The following is a 17,566-nucleotide window of genomic DNA, read 5'->3' as shown; positions in this document are numbered from 1 at the left end:
AGATAGGGATCAGCTCTTTGCGAGGCATCTGTCCATTGCCAGCCTGAATCGGTTATAATGGATGGGAGAATCCACAGGAAAGCGGGAGTACAATGGGTCGCAAATGGAACAATATCAAGGAAAAAAAAGCTTCGAAAGACGCCAATACCAGTCGGATCTATGCCAAATTCGGCCTTGAAATCTATGTAGCCGCCCGCAAGGGAGAGCCGGATCCGGAGTCGAACCGCGCCCTGCGCGTCGTGCTGGAGCGCGCCAAAACGTACAATGTGCCGAAGGCGATTATCGACCGCGCCATCGACAAGGCGAAGGGAAGCTCGGACGAGGTGTACGAGGAGCTCCGCTATGAGGGCTTCGGCCCGAACGGCTCCATGGTCATCGTCGATGCGCTGACGAACAACGTGAACCGGACGGCTTCGGCCGTGCGCGCGGCGTTCAGCAAAAACGGCGGCAACATGGGCGTCAACGGCTCCGTCGCCTACATGTTCGACGCGACTGCCGTCATCGGTGTGGCGGACAAGTCCCTGGACGACATCATGGAGATCATGCTCGAAGCCGACGTGGACGTGCGCGATATCGTCGAGGAAGACGAGAACATTCTCGTCTATGCCGAGCCGGATCAATTCCACGCCGTGCAGGAAGCGCTCAAGGCCGCCGGCATCTCGGAATTCACCGTAGCCGAGCTGACGATGCTCGCTCAGAACTACGTGACGCTGCCGGAAGAAGCGGAGGCTCCGTTCGAGAAGATCATCGACACGCTGGAGGATCTCGAGGACGTGCAGCAGGTGTATCACAACGTGGAGTATGAGGAATAGAATCGCAAAGAGAAGGCCGTCGGCTCCCTCCTAGGAGCTTGACGGTCTTTTTTGCGAGAAAAATGGAGGTGCCGCTTATGCGCGCTGCACGTATCGAAAAGAATGATTTGACGCTCAATGCGATATATCGTAATCTCGAAGCAATACAGTAACGATATATCGCATTGGAGGTTGAACATCGATGAGAGATAGGAGCCGAAGCCGGGAAGGACATAGCTTCCGGAGCGCCCGGCGGCATGGGTTGGATCCGGGCCGCGGACACGGACCCGGCCGCCAGGATGGCGGACGAGGCGGACGAGGCGGACGGGGAGGCGGAGGCGACGGCGGAGGCCGGATGTTCCACCGGGGGCAGTTGAAGTATGCCGTGCTCCAGCTGTTGAGCCGGGAGCCGATGCATGGCTATCAGCTCATGAAGACGATGGAGGAGGAGAGCGGCGGCAGTTATATTCCCAGCGCCGGCTCCGTATATCCCGTGCTTCAGAAGCTTGAGCATAAAGGGCTGATTTCTTCCGAAGCCTCGACGGATAGCCGCCGTTCCTACCGGATCACCGAGGAAGGACGGGAGGATCTGGCAGAGCACCGTCGCAGGATGGGAGCCGATGTCGATGCAGGCAAGCCTTCCTGGCAGGACTGGAGAAAGTCTCACGCGCAGCGTATGAAGGAGATTTACCATCGGTCTCTTGCAGCTGCGGAGGAATACGGCGGCGAAAAGGGGCCCGACCTCAGCCTGCTGGATTGGAACAGCATGATCCAATACGGAGTCGAGCTGATGGCGCAGCAGCCTTCCTCGCCTGAGGAGACAGGAAACACTACGCCTTTGGCGGACGCTTACGCAGCTCTGAAAGCATGGCTGGATGGACTGGAGCAGGGCGGAGAAGATGACGTTCAGCCGGGCGAGGCCGAGGCTGCCGGAAAATGATCAAGCTTCTGTCGTCGAAGCTCTCGCCTTATCGGTGGGCGGTCATCGCAGCGCCGCTGTTCATGCTGCTGGAGGTCGCGATGGATCTGCTGCAGCCGAGATTCATGGCCGCCATCGTCGACCAGGGCATCGTGAAATCGGATCCGTCCCAGGTGCTGCGGACGGCTCCTTACATGCTCGGCGCAGCCCTTGTCGGCCTGGCAGGCGGAGTGCTGTGCACGGTCTATTCTACGCTCGCTTCGCAGAATGCCGGGCATGATCTGCGCGCCAGCTTGTACGGCAAGGTGCAGCGGCTTGGATTGGACACCGTCGACCGTTTCGGAACGGGCAGCCTGCTCACCCGGCTCACCGGAGATATCGCCCAGCTGCAGCAGGTCATCCTCGTCGCGCTCCGCATGCTTGCCCGCAGCGTGTTCATCGTTGCCGGCAGCATCGTCATGTGCATCGTCATGAGTCCGAGGCTGTCCCTCGTGCTGATCGTCATGATTCCGCTGCTCGCGCTGCTTCTGGCGTTCACGACCCGCCGATCGGTTCCGCTGTTCGGATCGGTGCAGAGAGCAATGGATCGGGTCAACACAATTCTGCAAGAGAATCTATCCGGCATCCGGGTCGTCAAGGCGTTCGTGCGCGCCGCTCACGAGCGGGAGCGGTTCGGCTCCGCCAACAACCGCTTCCTGGATGCCAGCCTCCGCGCGGCCCGGCTTGCCGCGCTCAACGGTCCGCTGCTCGCCATCGTGCTGAATTTCAGCACGGTTGCGGCGCTCTGGTACGGCGGAGCGCTCACCCGCAGCGGGAGCCTGCAGCCCGGGGAGCTGGCCGCATTTCTGACCTATATCAGCCAGCTACTGTTCGCCACGATGAACCTCGGCAACCATCTCATGACGATCGGCCGCGCTCAGGCATCCGCGAGGCGGATCCAGGAAGTGCTGCAGGCGGAGACAAAGGAATCGGCCTATAAACCTGAGATCGCAATGCCAGCGCGGCCCGAAAAGGGAGCTCCATGTCTGGAGCTTCGAGGCGCCGGGTATCGATATCCAAATACGGATGGACGATCGCAGCCGGCTGCGCTGGCAGGAATCGATCTGTCCATCCGCGAAGGAGAACGAATCGGTATCGCCGGCATCAACGGAGCGGGCAAATCCACGCTTGCAGGGCTGATGGCCGGTCTGCTGAATCCTGCCGAAGGAGAAGTGCTGCTGGATGGAATTCCATTGAAGCAATGGGATGCCGGAAAGCTTCGCGAGCGGGTTGGAATCGTGCTGCAGCAAGCGCATCTGTTCAGCGGCTCCATCCGTGAAAATATCGCCTACGGCCGTCCAGGCGCAGCGGCGGATGACATCGAAGCGGCTGCCGATGATGCGCAGGCCAAGGCTTTCATCGATGCGATTCCTGAACGCTACGAGGCGATGCTCGGCCAGCGCGGCGTGAACCTGAGCGGAGGCCAGAAGCAGCGGGTCGCTATCGCCCGGACTCTGCTCCTGAAGCCGGATATTCTCATCCTGGATGACAGCTCGAGCGCGCTGGACGCCTCGACGGACGCCAGGCTGAGAGAGAAGCTTGAACGAAGGGAGCATACGACCCTGATCGTCATCTCGCAGCGCATCTCTGCACTGGCGGGAATGGACCGCATCGCGGTCCTCGAAAATGGAAAATTGACCGCAGTCGGCAGCCACGAGGAGCTTCTCGCCAGCAGCGTTCTGTACCGGCAGCTGTCCGACTCCCAGCAAGGAGCGTGATCGCATGTCCAAGCCCCAATCCCCTCTCAAGAGGGTCGGTTCCTATCTGAAGGGACAACATCGTTCCGTTCTCTTCATAGCGATTCTCACAATCGCCGCTTCCGCCTTGACGCTTGCCGGACCTTATCTGCTCGGGCGAGCCATCGACGGCTTCATTATTCCGAAGGAGAGGGCGGGCCTCACACGTGCCTGCCTGCTGCTGGCAGCCGTCTATGCGGCATCCGCTTTTGTCGCCTGGATTCAGGCGCGCCTGCTCGCCTCGGTGTCCCAGAGAACGGTTTGGAGGATGAGAGGCGATCTGTTCAGCCACATCCAGAATCTTCCTCTTCGCTATTTTACCGGAAAAAAGCAAGGCGATCTCATGAGCCGGGCGACCAACGATATCGAGAACGTATCCAATACGCTCAACCAAAGCCTGGTGCAGCTGCTGTCGAGCGCGCTCTCGATTGTCGGCAGCTTCGCGGTCATGGTCTGGCTGCAGCCGCTGCTGACTGCGGTCGCCATCTCGACGGTTCCTCTCCTGTTTCTCGCCTCCAGGCGCATTGGCGCGGCGACGAAAAAGCAATTCAGGCTGCAGCAGCTGGAGCTGGGCGCCATCAACGGCTATATTGAGGAGACCGTCTCCGGACGGCGGATCGTCACGCTGTTCAATCAGGAAGACCGTGCAGAGCGGCAGTTCGGCGAGATGAACGGCAGGCTGAGAACGGCGGGCGTCAAAGCTCAACTCATTTCCGGCCTCATGGGACCGTCCATGAATGTGCTCGGCCATCTGAACTACCTGCTCATCGCCGCTGCCGGCGGCTGGCTGGCGGCCGGCGGCCATGCTTCGGCCGGCGTCATCGTCAGCTTCCTGGCCTATTCCAGGCAGTTCAGCTCCCCGATCAACGAGCTGGCCAACCAGTACAACCTCATCCAGGCCGGAATCGCCGGAGCGGAGAGGGTGTTCGAGACGATGGATGTCCCGTCGGAGCATGACGGGGCGGAACCGTCCGAGCCGTTGCCGGGCTCCGGCCGTTCTCTCCGGAATTCCGCGGTGACGTTCGATCGGGTCGGATTCGCCTATTCGCCGGAGGCTCCCATCCTCGAGGAGATCAGCTTCCGCTCGGAGCCGGGCAGCATGACCGCTCTCGTCGGACCTACAGGAGCCGGCAAGACGACGATCATGTCGCTGCTGGCCCGCTTCTACGAGCCGACCTCGGGCAGCATCTTCATCGGCGGCGAAGAAATCGGGAGCATGGACAAGAGAATGCTTCGCTCCCGCATCGGCATCGTCCTGCAGGACAGCGTCCTGTTCAAGGGGACGATCCGCGACAATATCCGCTACGGCCGTCTCGATGCTTCGGAGGCGGAGATTGAACGCGCGGCCAAGGCAGCCTCCGCCCACGGCTTCATAACCCGAATGCCGGACGGCTACGACACGGAGCTGTCGGCTGACGGCGGCAGCCTCAGCCAAGGGCAGCGACAGCTGCTTTGCATCGCCCGTACGCTGCTGGCCGATCCCGATATCCTTATCCTCGACGAAGCGACGAGCAGCGTCGATACGCTGGCCGAGCAGCGCATCCAGCAGGCGATGGCGGTTCTGGTGGAAGGAAGGACGAGCTTTGTGATCGCCCATCGGCTCAGCACGATCCGGGCTGCGGACACCATTCTGGTCGTTGACGGAGGCCGGATCGTACAGCAGGGCAATCATGAACAGCTCTCTTCCGTCCAAGGGCTGTATCGGGATTTGCACACACGGCATTTCCAGAGCGTATCTTGAAGGCTGCAACAAGGAAGCCGGGAAGGAGAGGACGATTATGGAGCTTACGTATCTTCGTACGTTGGTCGAGGTTGCGGACAGAGGCAGCTACACGGAAGCCGCCGAACGGCTCGGCTATGCCCAGTCGAGCGTAACGGCCCAGATCCAGAAGCTGGAGGAGGCTTACGGAGCCGTCCTGCTGGAGCGCCGGGGGAGGAGGATGGCGTTGACCGAATCCGGGGAGACGCTGCTGGGTTATGCCAGGCAGATTCTCAGCCTGCATGCGGAATCGAGGGATGCTGTCGCTTCCGGCGGCAAAGGCACGCTTACGATCGGGACGATCGAGACGGTCGCCTCGTATTACTTGCCCAAGCGGCTGCAAATCTTCGGCCAAAGCCACCCGGATATGAACGTGGCTCTCGTGACCGGCAATGAATCGCAGATCATCAAGATGGTCAAGGAGGGCAGTCTGGACGCCGGCTTCATTCTCGATCCGCCTTATGCCGATCCCGAGCTTCATGTGCGCTTGATCCAGGAGCAGGATCTGCTCATCGTGACCTCTCCGGAGCATCGCTTCGGCGCTAGGAACACGCTGTCCCTGCGTGATCTGGAAGGCGAATCCGTCATCCTCACCGAGGAAGGCTGCACATACCGAGCCTTGCTGCTGCAATCGCTCCGCAAGGAAGCGGTGCCATGCAGGCTCTCGTATGAATTCGGCAGCCTGCAGGCGATCAAGCAGGGCGTCGGCTACGGGCTGGGCATCGCTCTTCTGCCGAGAATCGCCGTCGAGAAGGAGATCGCGAGCGGCCAGCTTCATGCCGCGAGGCTGGACCGTTCGGAGTTCCGCTTCTGCATCCAGCTGCTTTACGCCAAGCGGAGAAGGGTTTCGCAGGCGTTCGAGGCCTTTGTACATGTCATGAGCGGCTCAGGCTCTATCGGTGAAGAGACCGCTATCCATCGAAACGAATGATGCCAGGAATCGAAAACGGCCGATAACGGCAGCGGTCAGGTTCATGATAAGCTGGCTTCACGAAAGGTTCCACGAGAACCGACAGGAGGCTGAAAGGATCATGACAAGTTCTATCGCATCATCTCTCGTTGAAGAAACTCCCTTCGCGGCACCGCTTGAAGCCAGCCGCCATTTTGCCGCCAGGCTGGCGGTAGAGACGGATCCGTCCGATGTGCACCACGATCTGAAGCATGGAGCCGGCTCGTTCGTGCTGGTAGACGCCCGTTCGCCGGAAGCTTATGGAAACGGCCACATTCCCGGCGCCGTCAGCCTTCCCCACAGGCTGATCAACGCCCAATCGGTCCAGTCCCTGGACCCGCAGATTCCGATCGTCGCCTACTGCTGGAGCCCGGCCTGCAACGCCGGAACGAAGGCGGCCGCCAAGCTCGCCGCGCTCGGATTCCAGGTCAAGGAAATGATCGGCGGCATCGAATACTGGCGCCGCGAAGGATTCGAGATCGCGGGCAGGCTCGGAGAGGACGCGCCGCTCATTGGATAGCGGAGCGAATGGGAAGAAAAGAAGCCGCCTGCGCAGGCGGCTTCTTTTTCTTCCCAAGGAATCCGATAGGATGAGCCGGCATGCCGCCTATTGTTCGGCACCCGGCTAAGTCTTCAGAAAATAGGGGTTCCGATGAGAGGCTGCCGCCCGTCTACGAGCGTCCCTTGCGGCAGCGGTATACCCGTTCCGGCCGCCCGACTCCGTAAGTCAGGTCCGCGTCGATCGTACCGAGACCGACCAGATACTCCAAATACCTGCGGCTGGTAGAGCGGCTGAATCCGATCAGCTTGGCGACCTTTTCGGCCGACATGCCGTTCTTGTCGCCGGCAATCGCCTGGGACACCTTATCGAGTGTCAGCTTGTCGATTCCTTTGGGCAGCGGCGAAAGGTCTGCCGGTCCAGGGAGCTCTCCCGCCCGGGTGAGCAGGCGGTCCACGTCATGCTGCCCGATGCTGTCGGCTTCGTGCAGGCGCGAGAGCTCGCGATGGTAATGGGCGTATCTTTCCATCGTTTCCTTGAGCCTGTCGAATACGACCGGTTTCATCAAATAGTCGAAGGCTCCGCAGCGGATCGCCTCCTGCACCGGTCCGATCTCGCGGGCGGCCGTGATCATGACGACATCGGTGCAGCGGTGCAGCTGCCGGATATGGCGAAGAAGGTCCAGGCCGCTTGCGGGCGGCAGGTTAATATCGAGAAGCACGAGCTGCGGCTCCAGAATTTCAAGCTGAACCTTGGCCTGTGCTTCGTCGGCAGCGATTCCGCATACCCGGAAGCCGGGAATCTGCTCCAGAAACCGCCTGTTGATCTCGGCGATGCGCAGATCGTCTTCGATAATCAGCACTTCAATCGGCATGTCGGGCTTTTTTTGCTGTTCCATGACTTCAACCTCCCGTTATTCCGGATGCTTTGGCACCGCCGCTATAAAGATCGTTCCTCCGGTTGGCTTGCGGCTGTAAGTCACCATGCCCCCAAGCCTCGTCACGGCCTCATGCACAAGATAGAGGCCGATCCCCCGATCGTCGCCTTCTTTGGTGGAGATGCCTTTATGAAACACCGTCTCGCCAAGCCCTTCCGCCACGCCCGCGCCATTATCCTCGCATTCGATGATGAGATCCTTGCCGAGATCGGTCAGCAGCAGACTGACCCGCCGCTCTTGCGGCGAAAGGCCGCTGCGTGCCAGCACAGCTTCCATCGCGTTGTCTGCAAGATTGCCGATGATCGTCACGAGCAGGCTGCGGTCGAGCGACTCCGGCACATCCCTGAAGCTGCTCTCGGCATCGAGAGTGAAATTGACCTTGAGCTCCCTCGCATGATTGAACTTGCCGATCAGAAACCCGCCGATAACGGGATCTGGAATCTCGCGCATGATGAACTGCACCAGATTTTGCTGCATGCCGGCTTCGGTGTGAATCAGCTCCACGGCTTCCTGATACGATCCCAGCTGGATAAGCCCGGAGATCACATACAGCCGGTTGGAGAATTCATGCGTCTGGGCGCGCAGGGAGTCCGCGAACAGCCTGACCCTCGACAGCTCCTGCGCAAGGCGGTACAGCTCCGACTTGTCCCTGAAGCTGGAGACCGCTCCGGCTACCTCTCCCTTGCCGTCCAGCAGCGGCACCCGGTTGGCGACGACATCCTTGCCGCGCATCTGCATTTCCCGGTCCAGCTGGACCTCTCCGCTCCGCACGACTTCAAGCAGGCCTGTATTGGGAAGCACCTCTTCTATCGCTCTGCCGGTCAGATCCTCGTTCTCGGGCACCTGAAGAATATCCATGGCGATGCGGTTGGCCATCGTAATCCGGCCTTCCCGGTTGACGGCGATGACGCCTTCCCGGATCGATTCCAGAATCGCTTTCTTCTCCATGTACAGCGCGGCGATTTCCTTGGGCTCCAGTCCATGGATGGAGCGGCGCACGCTGCGGGCGATAAAGACGGCGCCGGCTGCTCCGAGCAAAAGCACGAAGGCGCATACGGCATAGACCTTGTGCTGGTAGGGATCGTCGATCCGGTCGATCTCCGAGGCGAGGAACCCGACGCTGACGATTCCGATGACTTGTCCGTTCTCAGCGAGGATAGGCGCCTTGCCGCGGAGCGACAGCCCCATGGAGCCTGTCGCTTCGGAAATAATCGCTTTTCCCTCCAGAACCGGACCGTTGTCGCCTCCGACCATCGGCTTGCCGATCCGGTCCGCGATCGGATGGGAGAGGCGGATTCCGTTGCGGTCGCCGATGACGACGTATTCGGCTTTGGTTTTCAGGCGGACGCTTTCGGCGATCGGCTGGATGACACGGCTCGGCTCGGGCGCCAGGAGCGCCTCCCGTATTTCCGGCATGACTGCCAGCGACTCCGCGACGGTCAGGGCCCGCACGCCGATCTGCTGCTCCACGACGCGGGTTACGACATAATAGAACGTTCCCCCAAGCGCGAGAATGAGCAGGGTCAGGAGAGAGCAGATGATGAGAATCAGTTTGGTTTGCAAACGCATGATGAAGACAGCCTCCGTTGGCTCAGGCCGGCATTCCCGGGAGCGAGAGAGCGGCGTGAACAAAATGAACAAAACGCCCGAAACGAATTCAATTCGTTTTATGTCCTTAACGTGGTTGGGCATGCAGGCGGATGGTATTATGAAAGCGCTTTATATGATAGGAGATCGGAATCGATCAGCTAAACTATACTACATGCAAAGGGGTTTTTGAAATGAATAAAAGACTGCTGAAGACAGCGGCTGTCCTGACTCCGCTGCTCATCCTGAGCCTGGGGCTTGCAGCTTGCGGCGATGGAGGGAGCGGAAGCTCGGCCAGCTATCCGTCCAGGTCGCTTACGCTGGTCGCTCCGTCGGGAGCCGGCGGAGGATGGGACATGACCGCACGGACCATTTCCAAGGTGCTGACCGAGAGCAAGGCGGTCACGAAAGCGATTACGGTCGAGAACAAGCCCGGCGGCGGCGGAGCCGTGTTCATGGCCGAATATGCAACGAAAGACAAGAAGGACGATTACAAGCTGTTCGTCAACTCGCCTCCGATTCTGATCAACAACTTGAAGAAGGAAGGCAATTCTCCTTACGGATACGCGGATACGACGCCGCTGGCGCAGCTGACCAAAGACTATGGGGCCATCGCCGTCGCGGCCGACTCCAAATACGAGGATCTGAAAACCCTGCTGGACGACATCAAGAAGGATCCTTCCGCATTCACGGTAGCGGGCGGCTCGGCGCCCGGCTCCATGGATCATCTGGTCTCGATCCTTCCGGCCTACAAATATGGGATCGATCCCAAAACGATCAAGTATGTCTCCTACGACGGAGGAGGGGAGGCGCTTACCGCCTTGCTGGGCGGCAATGCGGACGTGCTCGGTACCGATGCCTCTTCCCTGGACCAGTACGTGAAGTCCGGCAAGATCAAAGTGCTGGCGGTCGCGGCGCCGGAGCGGCTGGACAATCTGAAGGATGTGCCGACGATGAAGGAGCAGGGCATCGATGCCGAATTCCTGATCTGGCGCGGCATTTTCGGGCCGAAGGAAATGAGCGAGGGGGCAAAGGCCTTCTGGGAGGAGACGCTTGCCAAAATGAAGGATTCGCCGGAATGGGCGGCCGAAATGAAGGCAAACAACTGGCAGACGGACTACAAGAACTCGGATGAGTTCAAAACGTTCCTGGAAGACCAGAACAAGCAGCTGCACGATATGCTGGCGGCGCTCGGCATGCAGAAGTAATCCATTTTGAACCGAGGCTATCCGCCCGGAGAGAGGAGGAATCACGGTGAACCACAGCTTTGACCGATATGCAGGCATCGTGTTCGGCGCCATCGGCATTTTTTTCATGGCAGGCAGCAGCACCATCTCTTCCAGCGCTTACGGCAGCAGCATCGGAGCCAACATCTTTCCGCTTTTCCTGGGAGGATGCCTCCTGCTGCTCAGCGTCAAGCTGATCTATGATACTTTCCGCAAGGAACGCGCGGCATCCGCGAAAGCTTCGCTGGATTACAAGCGGTTCGGCATCATATTCATCGCGGCGGTTCTGTACGCCCTGCTGCTCGAAAGCGCCGGATTCGTCATTACGACCTTCCTGTTCCTGCTGATCGGGTTCCAGACGATGCAAAAGGGGCGCCTGGCAGCTTCCATCCTGATTGCAGCCTGCTTTTCATTCGGCATCTATTATCTCTATGTCCATGTGCTCGACGGATCCCTTCCGGGCTTTCCGGCATGGCTGGGCTTATCCTAAGGGGGCGGCAACATGAGCACGATCGATTATTTGCTTCACGGACTCGCCACGGCCATGCAGTGGCATAATCTGCTCTTCGTCTTCTTCGGGGTCCTGATCGGCACCGTCGTCGGCGTTCTGCCCGGCATCGGTCCGATGAGCGGCGTGGCGCTGCTGATTCCAATCACCGCTACGATGACGTCGGGATTGTCGCCCGAAGAGGCGGCGACCAGCTCCATCATTCTGCTGGCAGGCGTCTACTACGGCGCGATGTACGGAGGCTCGACGACTTCCATCCTGCTGAACACGCCGGGAGAGTCATCGTCGGTCGTCACCACGCTCGACGGCTATCAGATGGCGAAGCAGGGCAGGGCGGGAGCGGCGCTAGCGATTGCGGCCATCGGATCCTTCGCGGCGGGAATCATCTCTCTGATCGGCCTCATCTTCCTGGCGCGGCCGCTGTCTGCCGTCGCGATCAAGTTCGGTCCGGCGGAATACTTCTCGCTCATGATTCTCGGCTTGCTGGCGATCAGCGGCCTGGCCGGCAAGTCGATGCTCAAATCCTTGATCATGACCGCATTCGGCCTGCTTCTGGCGACGATCGGCATCGACAGCGTGTCGGGAGTCGAGCGGTTCACCTTCGGCGTGCCGGAGCTGTACCAAGGCCTTGAATTCCTGACCGTTGCCGTCGGCTTGTTCGCTGTCGGCGAGGTGTTCAAGACGATACTGGAGAAGGACAGCAATGAAGGGGAAATGGCGAAGATCAACCGCATCCTGCCGACGAAGCAGGACATGAAGGACAGCGCCGCTCCGATCGCCCGCGGCTCCGTGCTCGGCTTCTTCATCGGGCTGCTTCCCGGAGCAGGCGCGATTCTCGCTTCCTTCTTCGCTTATATCATGGAAAAGAAAATCAGCAAAAATCCCGAGCAGTTCGGCAAAGGCGCGATCGCCGGCGTCGCGGCGCCGGAATCGGCCAACAACGCCGCATCGGGCGGGGCGATGATTCCGCTGCTCAGCCTCGGCATCCCGTCTTCCGGCACGACGGCGATTCTCATGGGCGCCTTCATCATGTACAATGTCCAGCCGGGTCCCTTGCTGTTCCAGGATCACCCGCAGCTCGCCTGGGGCGTCATCGCCAGCATGTTCGTCGGCAATCTGATGCTGCTCATCCTCAATCTGCCGCTCGTCCGCATCTTCGCCAAGGTCATCCAGACGCCGGCGAAATATCTGATACCTCTGATCATCGTCTTTTCCGTATTCGGCGTCTACGCGGTGCAATATTCCACCTTCGACCTGCTGCTCGTCATGGGCTGCGGCCTGGCCGGTTATTTCCTCGCCAAAAACGATTTTCCGCTGGCACCGCTCGTGCTCGGCCTGATTCTCGGACCTATGATGGAGAACAACATGCGCCGGGCGCTGACGATCTCCAACGGGGATTTCATGATCTTCCTGGAAAAGCCGGTATCGCTCCTGTTCCTGTTCATCGGACTGCTGTGGGTGACCATTCCGCTCGTGCTGAAGCTGAAGGGTCGGAAGGTGCTGATCAACGAAGAAGCTTGACTTGGACGGGATGGAAGGCAAAGAGAGCTGATCGCCGATCAGCTCTCTTTTAATGGTCTCGGCAAATCCTTTTCCGGATCCTTCCAAGCCAAGCCAGGTTTCCGAGGAAACGGCGACGGCGCGGCTAATCCACGGCAACGGGGCCGGGAACAAGATGTTGCGGCCCGGCTTTCCATAACGAAGTCGTGGACCAGCTCAGAAAAAGAATCAAATTCCAGGCCAGGCAGCCCCAAAAGATGATTCTCGAGCCGGCATGCTCCATGACGAAGCCGCTCAGGAGCATGGCAGCCGGCATGCCGAGCCGGAAAAACGTTCCGGTAATGCCAAGCACTCTTCCCATGAGAGCCGCGGGAGTCTGCTCCAGGCGATAGGTGTAGACCGTCACATTGCTCAGTGCTGCAGCCATGCCGTAAAGGAATGCGGCGATTCCGAACCAGATCGGGCCTTGGGCGCTGCCGAAGAGCAGATAGGAAGCCATGAACAGCAGCATGACGATGCCGTAGCATTTGCCCGTCCCCAGAAGCCGGCGCAGCCGGGGAGCGGCATAACTTCCCGCCAATCCTCCGGCGCCTGTCAAGGAAAGGATCAGGGCCAGCAAGAAGGAGGAAAGCCGAAGCTCATCCTTGGCGAAGTAGATCATGGCGGTTCCCGCTACCGTCATGCTGCAGTTGGCGAAAAGAATGAACAGCGTAAACGTCCGGAGGGGCTTGTGCTCCCGGAAAAAACGCCAGCTTTCGAGAAGCTCCGCTTTGAAGCCCGCGCCGGAGCTTCTGCCTGCCGCCTCGCTCAGCCGCAGCCAGGATATGGGGAGGAGGCAGAGAAGATACAGGACAGCGGTGGCCAGAAGTCCGCCGGACAGATCCGGCAGCAGCAGGACGGCCGACAAGGCGGGTCCGGCCAGGCCGACGGTCGTCTCCACGGCCGAAAGCCTGGCGTTGGCTTGGCCGAGCTGGGAGTCTGGAACGGCAAGCTTCGTCAAGCTGCCTTGGACATTGAAATATCCGTATCCGAACGTCATGAGCAAAAAGCCGATGCCGTAATAGGCGGGCAAAAAAACGGTGCCGGTACGGTATAGCCAGACCAGAACCAGCAGCAGCAGTCCTTGGATAGCGATCATGCCGATCGTCCAGGCTTTTTTGTTGCTGCGGTCCACGAGAACTCCGATCAGGACGGCGAAAAACAAATTCGGAAGCAGCTCGGCGGTTCTCATCGTAGCCATGGCGACTGATGAATGGGTAAGCTCATACATCATCAGCGGCAAAATCAGCTCATAGAGCTTGTTCCCGGCGGTCATGAGAATGGCCGCTGCGAGAACGATCCGAAAACCTCCGTTCCGGCTTAGCGGAGCATCTTTCGATCCATCTCCTGCAATTCCTTTCACTTGCCATCTCTCCCTCAATGCTTTATGAATGAAGTATAGGGGCATCGTAATGAGCCAAAAAGGTCATTTATCAGGCCTACTTTTTCATCTTTTGGAGAGAAGCATGAAAATAACGGAGGATTATTTGCTTTTGACGCGCGCATTCCCGGAGGGAAGAAAGCTTTCTCCGGTTCTCGTGTCGAAGACGGAGCTGGCCGAAGCGTTGTTCTGCAGCGAAAGGAACGCCAAGCTCATTATCGGCAAGCTGGCCGCCACGGGCTGGCTCCGGTTCGAACCGGGAAGAGGGCGGGGAAACAAATCCAGGCTGTATCTGGATGCGGATCCCGCTCCGCTGCTCCTGCAGGTGGCCGAAGACAAAGTCCGCGGCGGCGATGCCGAGGCTGCTTTCAGGCTGATCGGGGAATATGCCGGGACGGACGCCGTCAAGCGGGAGTTCATGGATTGGTTTTACCGGTATTTGGGCTATCAAAGCGATGGCGGATCGAGCCGGGTCGTTGAAAAGCTGCGGCTGCCCATCTACAGGCCGATCGTGTCAATGGATCCGGGAGAAGCATTTTATGCTTTGGACGGTTATCTGGTGGAGCTGATTTTCGGGACGCTCGTATGCTGCGGCGACGACGAGAGCGCAATGATCAGCCAGGGAATCGCCCATCATTGGGAGTACGATGAGGCAGGCATGTCCTGGACCTTCCATTTGCGCAAAGGCATTCGCTTCCACCACGGCCGGGAGCTCGATGCCGAGGACGTGAAGTTCAGCTACGAGCGTCTCAAGCATACCGCTCACGCCTGGGCCGTTCGCAGCATCGGCAGCATGGAAGCCCTGTCGTCTCATGCCATCCGGATAACGCTGAAGGAGCGGGACAGTTATTTCCTGCGCGTGCTGAGCTATTCGACATGCTCGATCGTTCCGAGGGATCTTTATGGCGCCGACGGCAGCGGCAGCCCGGAGCTGCCGGTCGGAACAGGGCCGTTCAAGGCGGTTCGCCGAACGAGAGGGAGCCTGCTGCTCCAAGCGTTCGATTCCTATTTCGGGTATAGGCCGCATCTGGACGAGCTTGAACTGATCGTGCTGCCGAATGCGGATAGTCTGGAAAAGAACGACGATGCCGGATTCGTTCATGTCTTGACCGGCGAGCAGACCCTTGCGGAGAAAATCGGCTGGAAGCATATCGGGATGATGAGCGGGACGAGCCTGCTTACCGTCAACCGCAGCATGCCCGGGCTTCTCGAGGATCCTTTTCTGAGGAGAGCGCTGAACGTCCTGATCGACAGGCAAGCGATGGTCACAGAGCTCGGATTTCCCCGCATATCGCCTTCCTCGGGCTTCGTATGGGGCAACGACGATAAGGGAGTCGATGAATTCGATCCCGATGCCGGCATGAAACTGCTGTCAAAATCAAGTTATGCCGGTGAAACCATAACCTTGGCGACATTCCCGAGACATCAGAACGATGCGGAATGGATCTCCAGCAGCCTGTCCCAATACGGAGTAAGGGTGGAGGTCGTTCTTCACACCTGGGCCGGCATGCTGCTGCAGCAATCCGTCGAGGCGGCACATCTGATTCTGTTCGAAGCGGTTCTCAGCGAAGGCCCAATCCGCCTGCTGGAATACCTGCAATCCTCGACAGGGTTCATATCGAGCCATATGTCGCCGGAGACGAGGAGGCGGACGGAACAAATTCTCGGCCGATTCAAGCTCGCGGACTCGGAAGAAACGCGTAGGGACTGTTTGGATGAAATTGAAGGCTTGCTGAAAAGCGAAGGGGATATCCTTTTTCTGAACTCCAAAGCTGTCAGCGCCATGACGCATCCTTCGCTTCGGGATGTTCGGCTCAGCCATAGAGGATGGGTCGATTTTCGAAACGCTTGGGTCATGCCGGATTCTAAGCAGATCAAACCTTAATTCATACATGTCATTAAATATTCATGATGCGAATATATAGGGTCGTTAAATAAGCGCGAATTCCCTGCCCATCAAGGATTTCCACCTCGCGTCCTTGATCGGAAAAGAAAGCCAAAAGAAGGCCGTTCCGGCATCCATCGCCTGGAACGGCCTTTTTATTGGGCAGAAGCGCATATTCAGGTTGAATTCAAGAGAAGGAATACCCGGCATAACGGATCGCATTGCGCTGGGCAGCCCATACATCCGGGCTTTCACCGCCCATATACCAGTAGGCGAATCCGGCAGCGCCGCTCTGAAGGGCCAGACTCATTTTGGCCGACAGAGACCGGCTGTCTTCAAGCCAGATCTGATGGCGCACGGTGCCGATGTAGTAGCTCGCGGTGTAGGTCGATAAGCTGGAGCTCCAAGCCGGACGCAAGCCGAGCGATGCCGCGATGCCGTTCTGCTCGGGAAGGCTGAGATCGGCCGATGTCACGATGCCGCTGGCGGCTGTGCTCCAATCCCTCGTATAAAAGGGCAGGCCGAGAATCGTCTTGGCGGCCGGCACGACCGCCTGCAGCTTGCCGAGGCCTCCGGCTACCCAGGGCAGGGAGGCGACGGCTCCGGCATTCTGGCCTCCGCTCCAGTGCTCGTCATACCCCATCAGCACGATGTAATCCGCGGCCGAGCCCAAGGCGGCATAATCAAACGCTTCGGTCCAGTCGCTGCCGGTATCCGGCGATACGCTTACGGACAGTACGGCGCCGAATGCATGGAGAGACTTGGCCAGCTCGGAGACGAACTGCGTCATGTTCTGCCGATCCTCGGGAGCGACATTCTCAAAGTCCAGGTTGATGCCGTCCGCTCCGCTCGCTGAGATGCTGGCGGCGAGCTGCTTGACGGCGGCCGAGCGGCTCGCAGACTGGCTCAGCAGGGCGTGCGTATCCGCTTGCCTGGACCGGTTGCCGACCATGACCCATACTTTCTTCCCTTTGGAATGGGCCCACTGCACCAGCTTGGCGTCGGATGAATCGGACGATAAGCCCTTCGGACCGACGAACAGCCATCGGGGCGACAGCGTGTTGATCCCGCTGGACGACGCCTGCTGCTTGAATTGTTCCGTCGTGGAGCTGTACTGCCAGCCCATCTGGACGGGTGCTTCGGGCTCGGCCTCGAACTGCTGCGACCATTCAGCACGGTTCCGGATGCGGTCCAGCAGCACAGCGGCTTCCGCCCTGCTGATCGCCGCCTTGGGGCGGAAGTAGCCCTGATCTCCGGCCATCAGCGACAGCCGGTTCATCTCGAGAACCGATGCTTCGGCCCATGCGGAGATTTGTTGTTGATCCCGATAGATGCTGTCGCCGATGACAGGCGCCCCGCGCTTCAAGGCACGCAGCAGCATGACGGCGGCTTCCTCGCGGGTGACGCTTGCCGCAGGCTCGAACCGGTCCGCGGAACGGCCGCCGATCCAGCCGATATTGACGGCTGCCTGGATCATGGGATAGAAGGCAGAGGAACGGGCGACGTCGCGAAATGCCGGTATGGCGGCCGGTACCGGCTCGAGACCAAGCGTTCTCGCGATCAGGGTCGCAAGCTCGGCTCTCGTAACGCTTCGAGCTGGAGAATAGCGGTCGGCTGAAGTGCCGGACACGATTCCGAGCTTGGCGAGGCGCAGGATGGCGCTCTCCGCATAGCTGCCGGAGATGTCCTTGAACGCTGGAGCGGCGGCGGCTTGGGCGGAAGGGAAGAGCGGCGCCGTTAAGGCCGCTCCCAGCAGGAGGAACGCGCCTTTTCGGGCTAGTCTTCGAATATGTAGGCTCATCATCGGTCTT

Annotated in this window: 14 protein-coding genes; 10 read left to right on the top strand and 4 right to left on the bottom strand. The window is 59.5% G+C overall.

Translation table 11 applies throughout. The features are described 5' to 3' along the window. Window positions 1-92: 92 nt before the first annotated feature. From VE23_RS04535 to VE23_RS04510, 6 genes are all read left to right on the top strand, one after another. The gene (locus VE23_RS04535) at window positions 93-812 is read left to right on the top strand and encodes a YebC/PmpR family DNA-binding transcriptional regulator (RefSeq protein ID WP_048746186.1); all 720 of its coding nucleotides are present in this window, start codon (window positions 93-95) and stop codon (window positions 810-812) included. A 181-nt stretch (window positions 813-993) separates the two neighbouring features. Beyond that, window positions 994-1,731, top strand: a complete 738-nt coding sequence (locus tag VE23_RS04530; RefSeq protein WP_084781287.1) for a PadR family transcriptional regulator — start codon at window positions 994-996, stop codon at window positions 1,729-1,731. Beyond that, on the top strand, window positions 1,728-3,467 hold the full coding sequence (locus tag VE23_RS04525) for an ABC transporter ATP-binding protein (RefSeq protein WP_049867409.1): 1,740 nt from the start codon (window positions 1,728-1,730) through the stop codon (window positions 3,465-3,467). The genes VE23_RS04530 and VE23_RS04525 overlap by 4 nt, the downstream gene beginning before the upstream one ends. Before the next feature lie 4 nt (window positions 3,468-3,471). Next, entirely contained in the window at window positions 3,472-5,226 is a 1,755-nt protein-coding gene (locus tag VE23_RS04520; protein ID WP_049867408.1) for an ABC transporter ATP-binding protein, read from the top strand. Between the two features lie 37 nt (window positions 5,227-5,263). Next, entirely contained in the window at window positions 5,264-6,175 is a 912-nt protein-coding gene (locus VE23_RS04515) for a LysR family transcriptional regulator (RefSeq protein ID WP_049867407.1), read from the top strand. Window positions 6,176-6,275: 100 nt separating this feature from the next. Continuing rightward, on the top strand, window positions 6,276-6,713 hold the full coding sequence (locus tag VE23_RS04510; RefSeq protein ID WP_049867406.1) for a rhodanese-like domain-containing protein: 438 nt from the start codon (window positions 6,276-6,278) through the stop codon (window positions 6,711-6,713). A gap of 151 nt (window positions 6,714-6,864) precedes the next feature. Here VE23_RS04510 and VE23_RS04505 read toward each other — a convergent pair whose 3' ends face one another. Both VE23_RS04505 and VE23_RS04500 read right to left on the bottom strand, forming a co-directional pair. Further along, complete coding sequence (locus VE23_RS04505; protein WP_049867405.1) at window positions 6,865-7,590, bottom strand: response regulator; 726 nt, start codon at window positions 7,588-7,590, stop codon at window positions 6,865-6,867. A 15-nt stretch (window positions 7,591-7,605) separates the two neighbouring features. Beyond that, window positions 7,606-9,198, bottom strand: coding sequence for an ATP-binding protein (locus VE23_RS04500; RefSeq protein ID WP_048746196.1), 1,593 nt, complete (start codon window positions 9,196-9,198; stop codon window positions 7,606-7,608). Between the two features lie 212 nt (window positions 9,199-9,410). On the opposite strand from VE23_RS04500, the gene VE23_RS04490 reads away from it, so the two are divergent. The 3 genes from VE23_RS04490 to VE23_RS04480 are packed head-to-tail and all read left to right on the top strand — an operon-like array spanning window position 9,411 to window position 12,471. Then, the gene (locus VE23_RS04490) at window positions 9,411-10,424 is read left to right on the top strand and encodes a Bug family tripartite tricarboxylate transporter substrate binding protein (protein WP_048746200.1); all 1,014 of its coding nucleotides are present in this window, start codon (window positions 9,411-9,413) and stop codon (window positions 10,422-10,424) included. A 46-nt stretch (window positions 10,425-10,470) separates the two neighbouring features. After that, window positions 10,471-10,932: a tripartite tricarboxylate transporter TctB family protein gene (locus VE23_RS04485; RefSeq protein ID WP_049867403.1), complete on the top strand. Its 462-nt coding sequence runs from the start codon at window positions 10,471-10,473 to the stop codon at window positions 10,930-10,932. A 12-nt stretch (window positions 10,933-10,944) separates the two neighbouring features. Then, window positions 10,945-12,471: a tripartite tricarboxylate transporter permease gene (locus tag VE23_RS04480; protein WP_021881627.1), complete on the top strand. Its 1,527-nt coding sequence runs from the start codon at window positions 10,945-10,947 to the stop codon at window positions 12,469-12,471. Between the two features lie 124 nt (window positions 12,472-12,595). Here VE23_RS04480 and VE23_RS04475 read toward each other — a convergent pair whose 3' ends face one another. Beyond that, a complete protein-coding gene (locus VE23_RS04475) occupies window positions 12,596-13,852 on the bottom strand; it encodes an MFS transporter (protein WP_049867402.1) in 1,257 nt (418 codons plus the stop codon). Window positions 13,853-13,955: 103 nt separating this feature from the next. On the opposite strand from VE23_RS04475, the gene VE23_RS04470 reads away from it, so the two are divergent. After that, a complete protein-coding gene (locus VE23_RS04470; RefSeq protein WP_049867401.1) occupies window positions 13,956-15,755 on the top strand; it encodes an ABC transporter substrate-binding protein in 1,800 nt (599 codons plus the stop codon). Window positions 15,756-15,942: 187 nt separating this feature from the next. Here VE23_RS04470 and VE23_RS04465 read toward each other — a convergent pair whose 3' ends face one another. Then, window positions 15,943-17,559, bottom strand: a complete 1,617-nt coding sequence (locus VE23_RS04465; RefSeq protein ID WP_049867400.1) for an S-layer homology domain-containing protein — start codon at window positions 17,557-17,559, stop codon at window positions 15,943-15,945. Between the last annotated feature and the right edge of the window lie 7 nt (window positions 17,560-17,566).

This window comes from Paenibacillus sp. D9, assembly GCF_001188365.1.
Classification (GTDB): domain Bacteria; phylum Bacillota; class Bacilli; order Paenibacillales; family Paenibacillaceae; genus Paenibacillus_O; species Paenibacillus_O humicus.
Note: the sequence above shows the minus strand (reverse complement) of the source record. Positions and strands in the feature narration are given on the sequence as shown.

Bases quoted from the DNA above. Each gene is read 5' to 3' on its own strand.
- VE23_RS04470 (WP_049867401.1), top strand. From the start codon at position 13,956: ATGAAAATAACGGAGGATTATTTGCTTTTGACGCGCGCATTCCCGGAG.
- VE23_RS04505 (WP_049867405.1), bottom strand. From the start codon at position 7,590: ATGGAACAGCAAAAAAAGCCCGACATGCCGATTGAAGTGCTGATTATC.
- VE23_RS04520 (WP_049867408.1), top strand. From the start codon at position 3,472: ATGTCCAAGCCCCAATCCCCTCTCAAGAGGGTCGGTTCCTATCTGAAG.
- VE23_RS04535 (WP_048746186.1), top strand. From the start codon at position 93: ATGGGTCGCAAATGGAACAATATCAAGGAAAAAAAAGCTTCGAAAGAC.
- VE23_RS04515 (WP_049867407.1), top strand. From the start codon at position 5,264: ATGGAGCTTACGTATCTTCGTACGTTGGTCGAGGTTGCGGACAGAGGC.
- VE23_RS04530 (WP_084781287.1), top strand. From the start codon at position 994: ATGAGAGATAGGAGCCGAAGCCGGGAAGGACATAGCTTCCGGAGCGCC.
- VE23_RS04510 (WP_049867406.1), top strand. From the start codon at position 6,276: ATGACAAGTTCTATCGCATCATCTCTCGTTGAAGAAACTCCCTTCGCG.
- VE23_RS04525 (WP_049867409.1), top strand. From the start codon at position 1,728: ATGATCAAGCTTCTGTCGTCGAAGCTCTCGCCTTATCGGTGGGCGGTC.
- VE23_RS04465 (WP_049867400.1), bottom strand. From the start codon at position 17,559: ATGATGAGCCTACATATTCGAAGACTAGCCCGAAAAGGCGCGTTCCTC.
- VE23_RS04500 (WP_048746196.1), bottom strand. From the start codon at position 9,198: ATGCGTTTGCAAACCAAACTGATTCTCATCATCTGCTCTCTCCTGACC.
- VE23_RS04480 (WP_021881627.1), top strand. From the start codon at position 10,945: ATGAGCACGATCGATTATTTGCTTCACGGACTCGCCACGGCCATGCAG.
- VE23_RS04490 (WP_048746200.1), top strand. From the start codon at position 9,411: ATGAATAAAAGACTGCTGAAGACAGCGGCTGTCCTGACTCCGCTGCTC.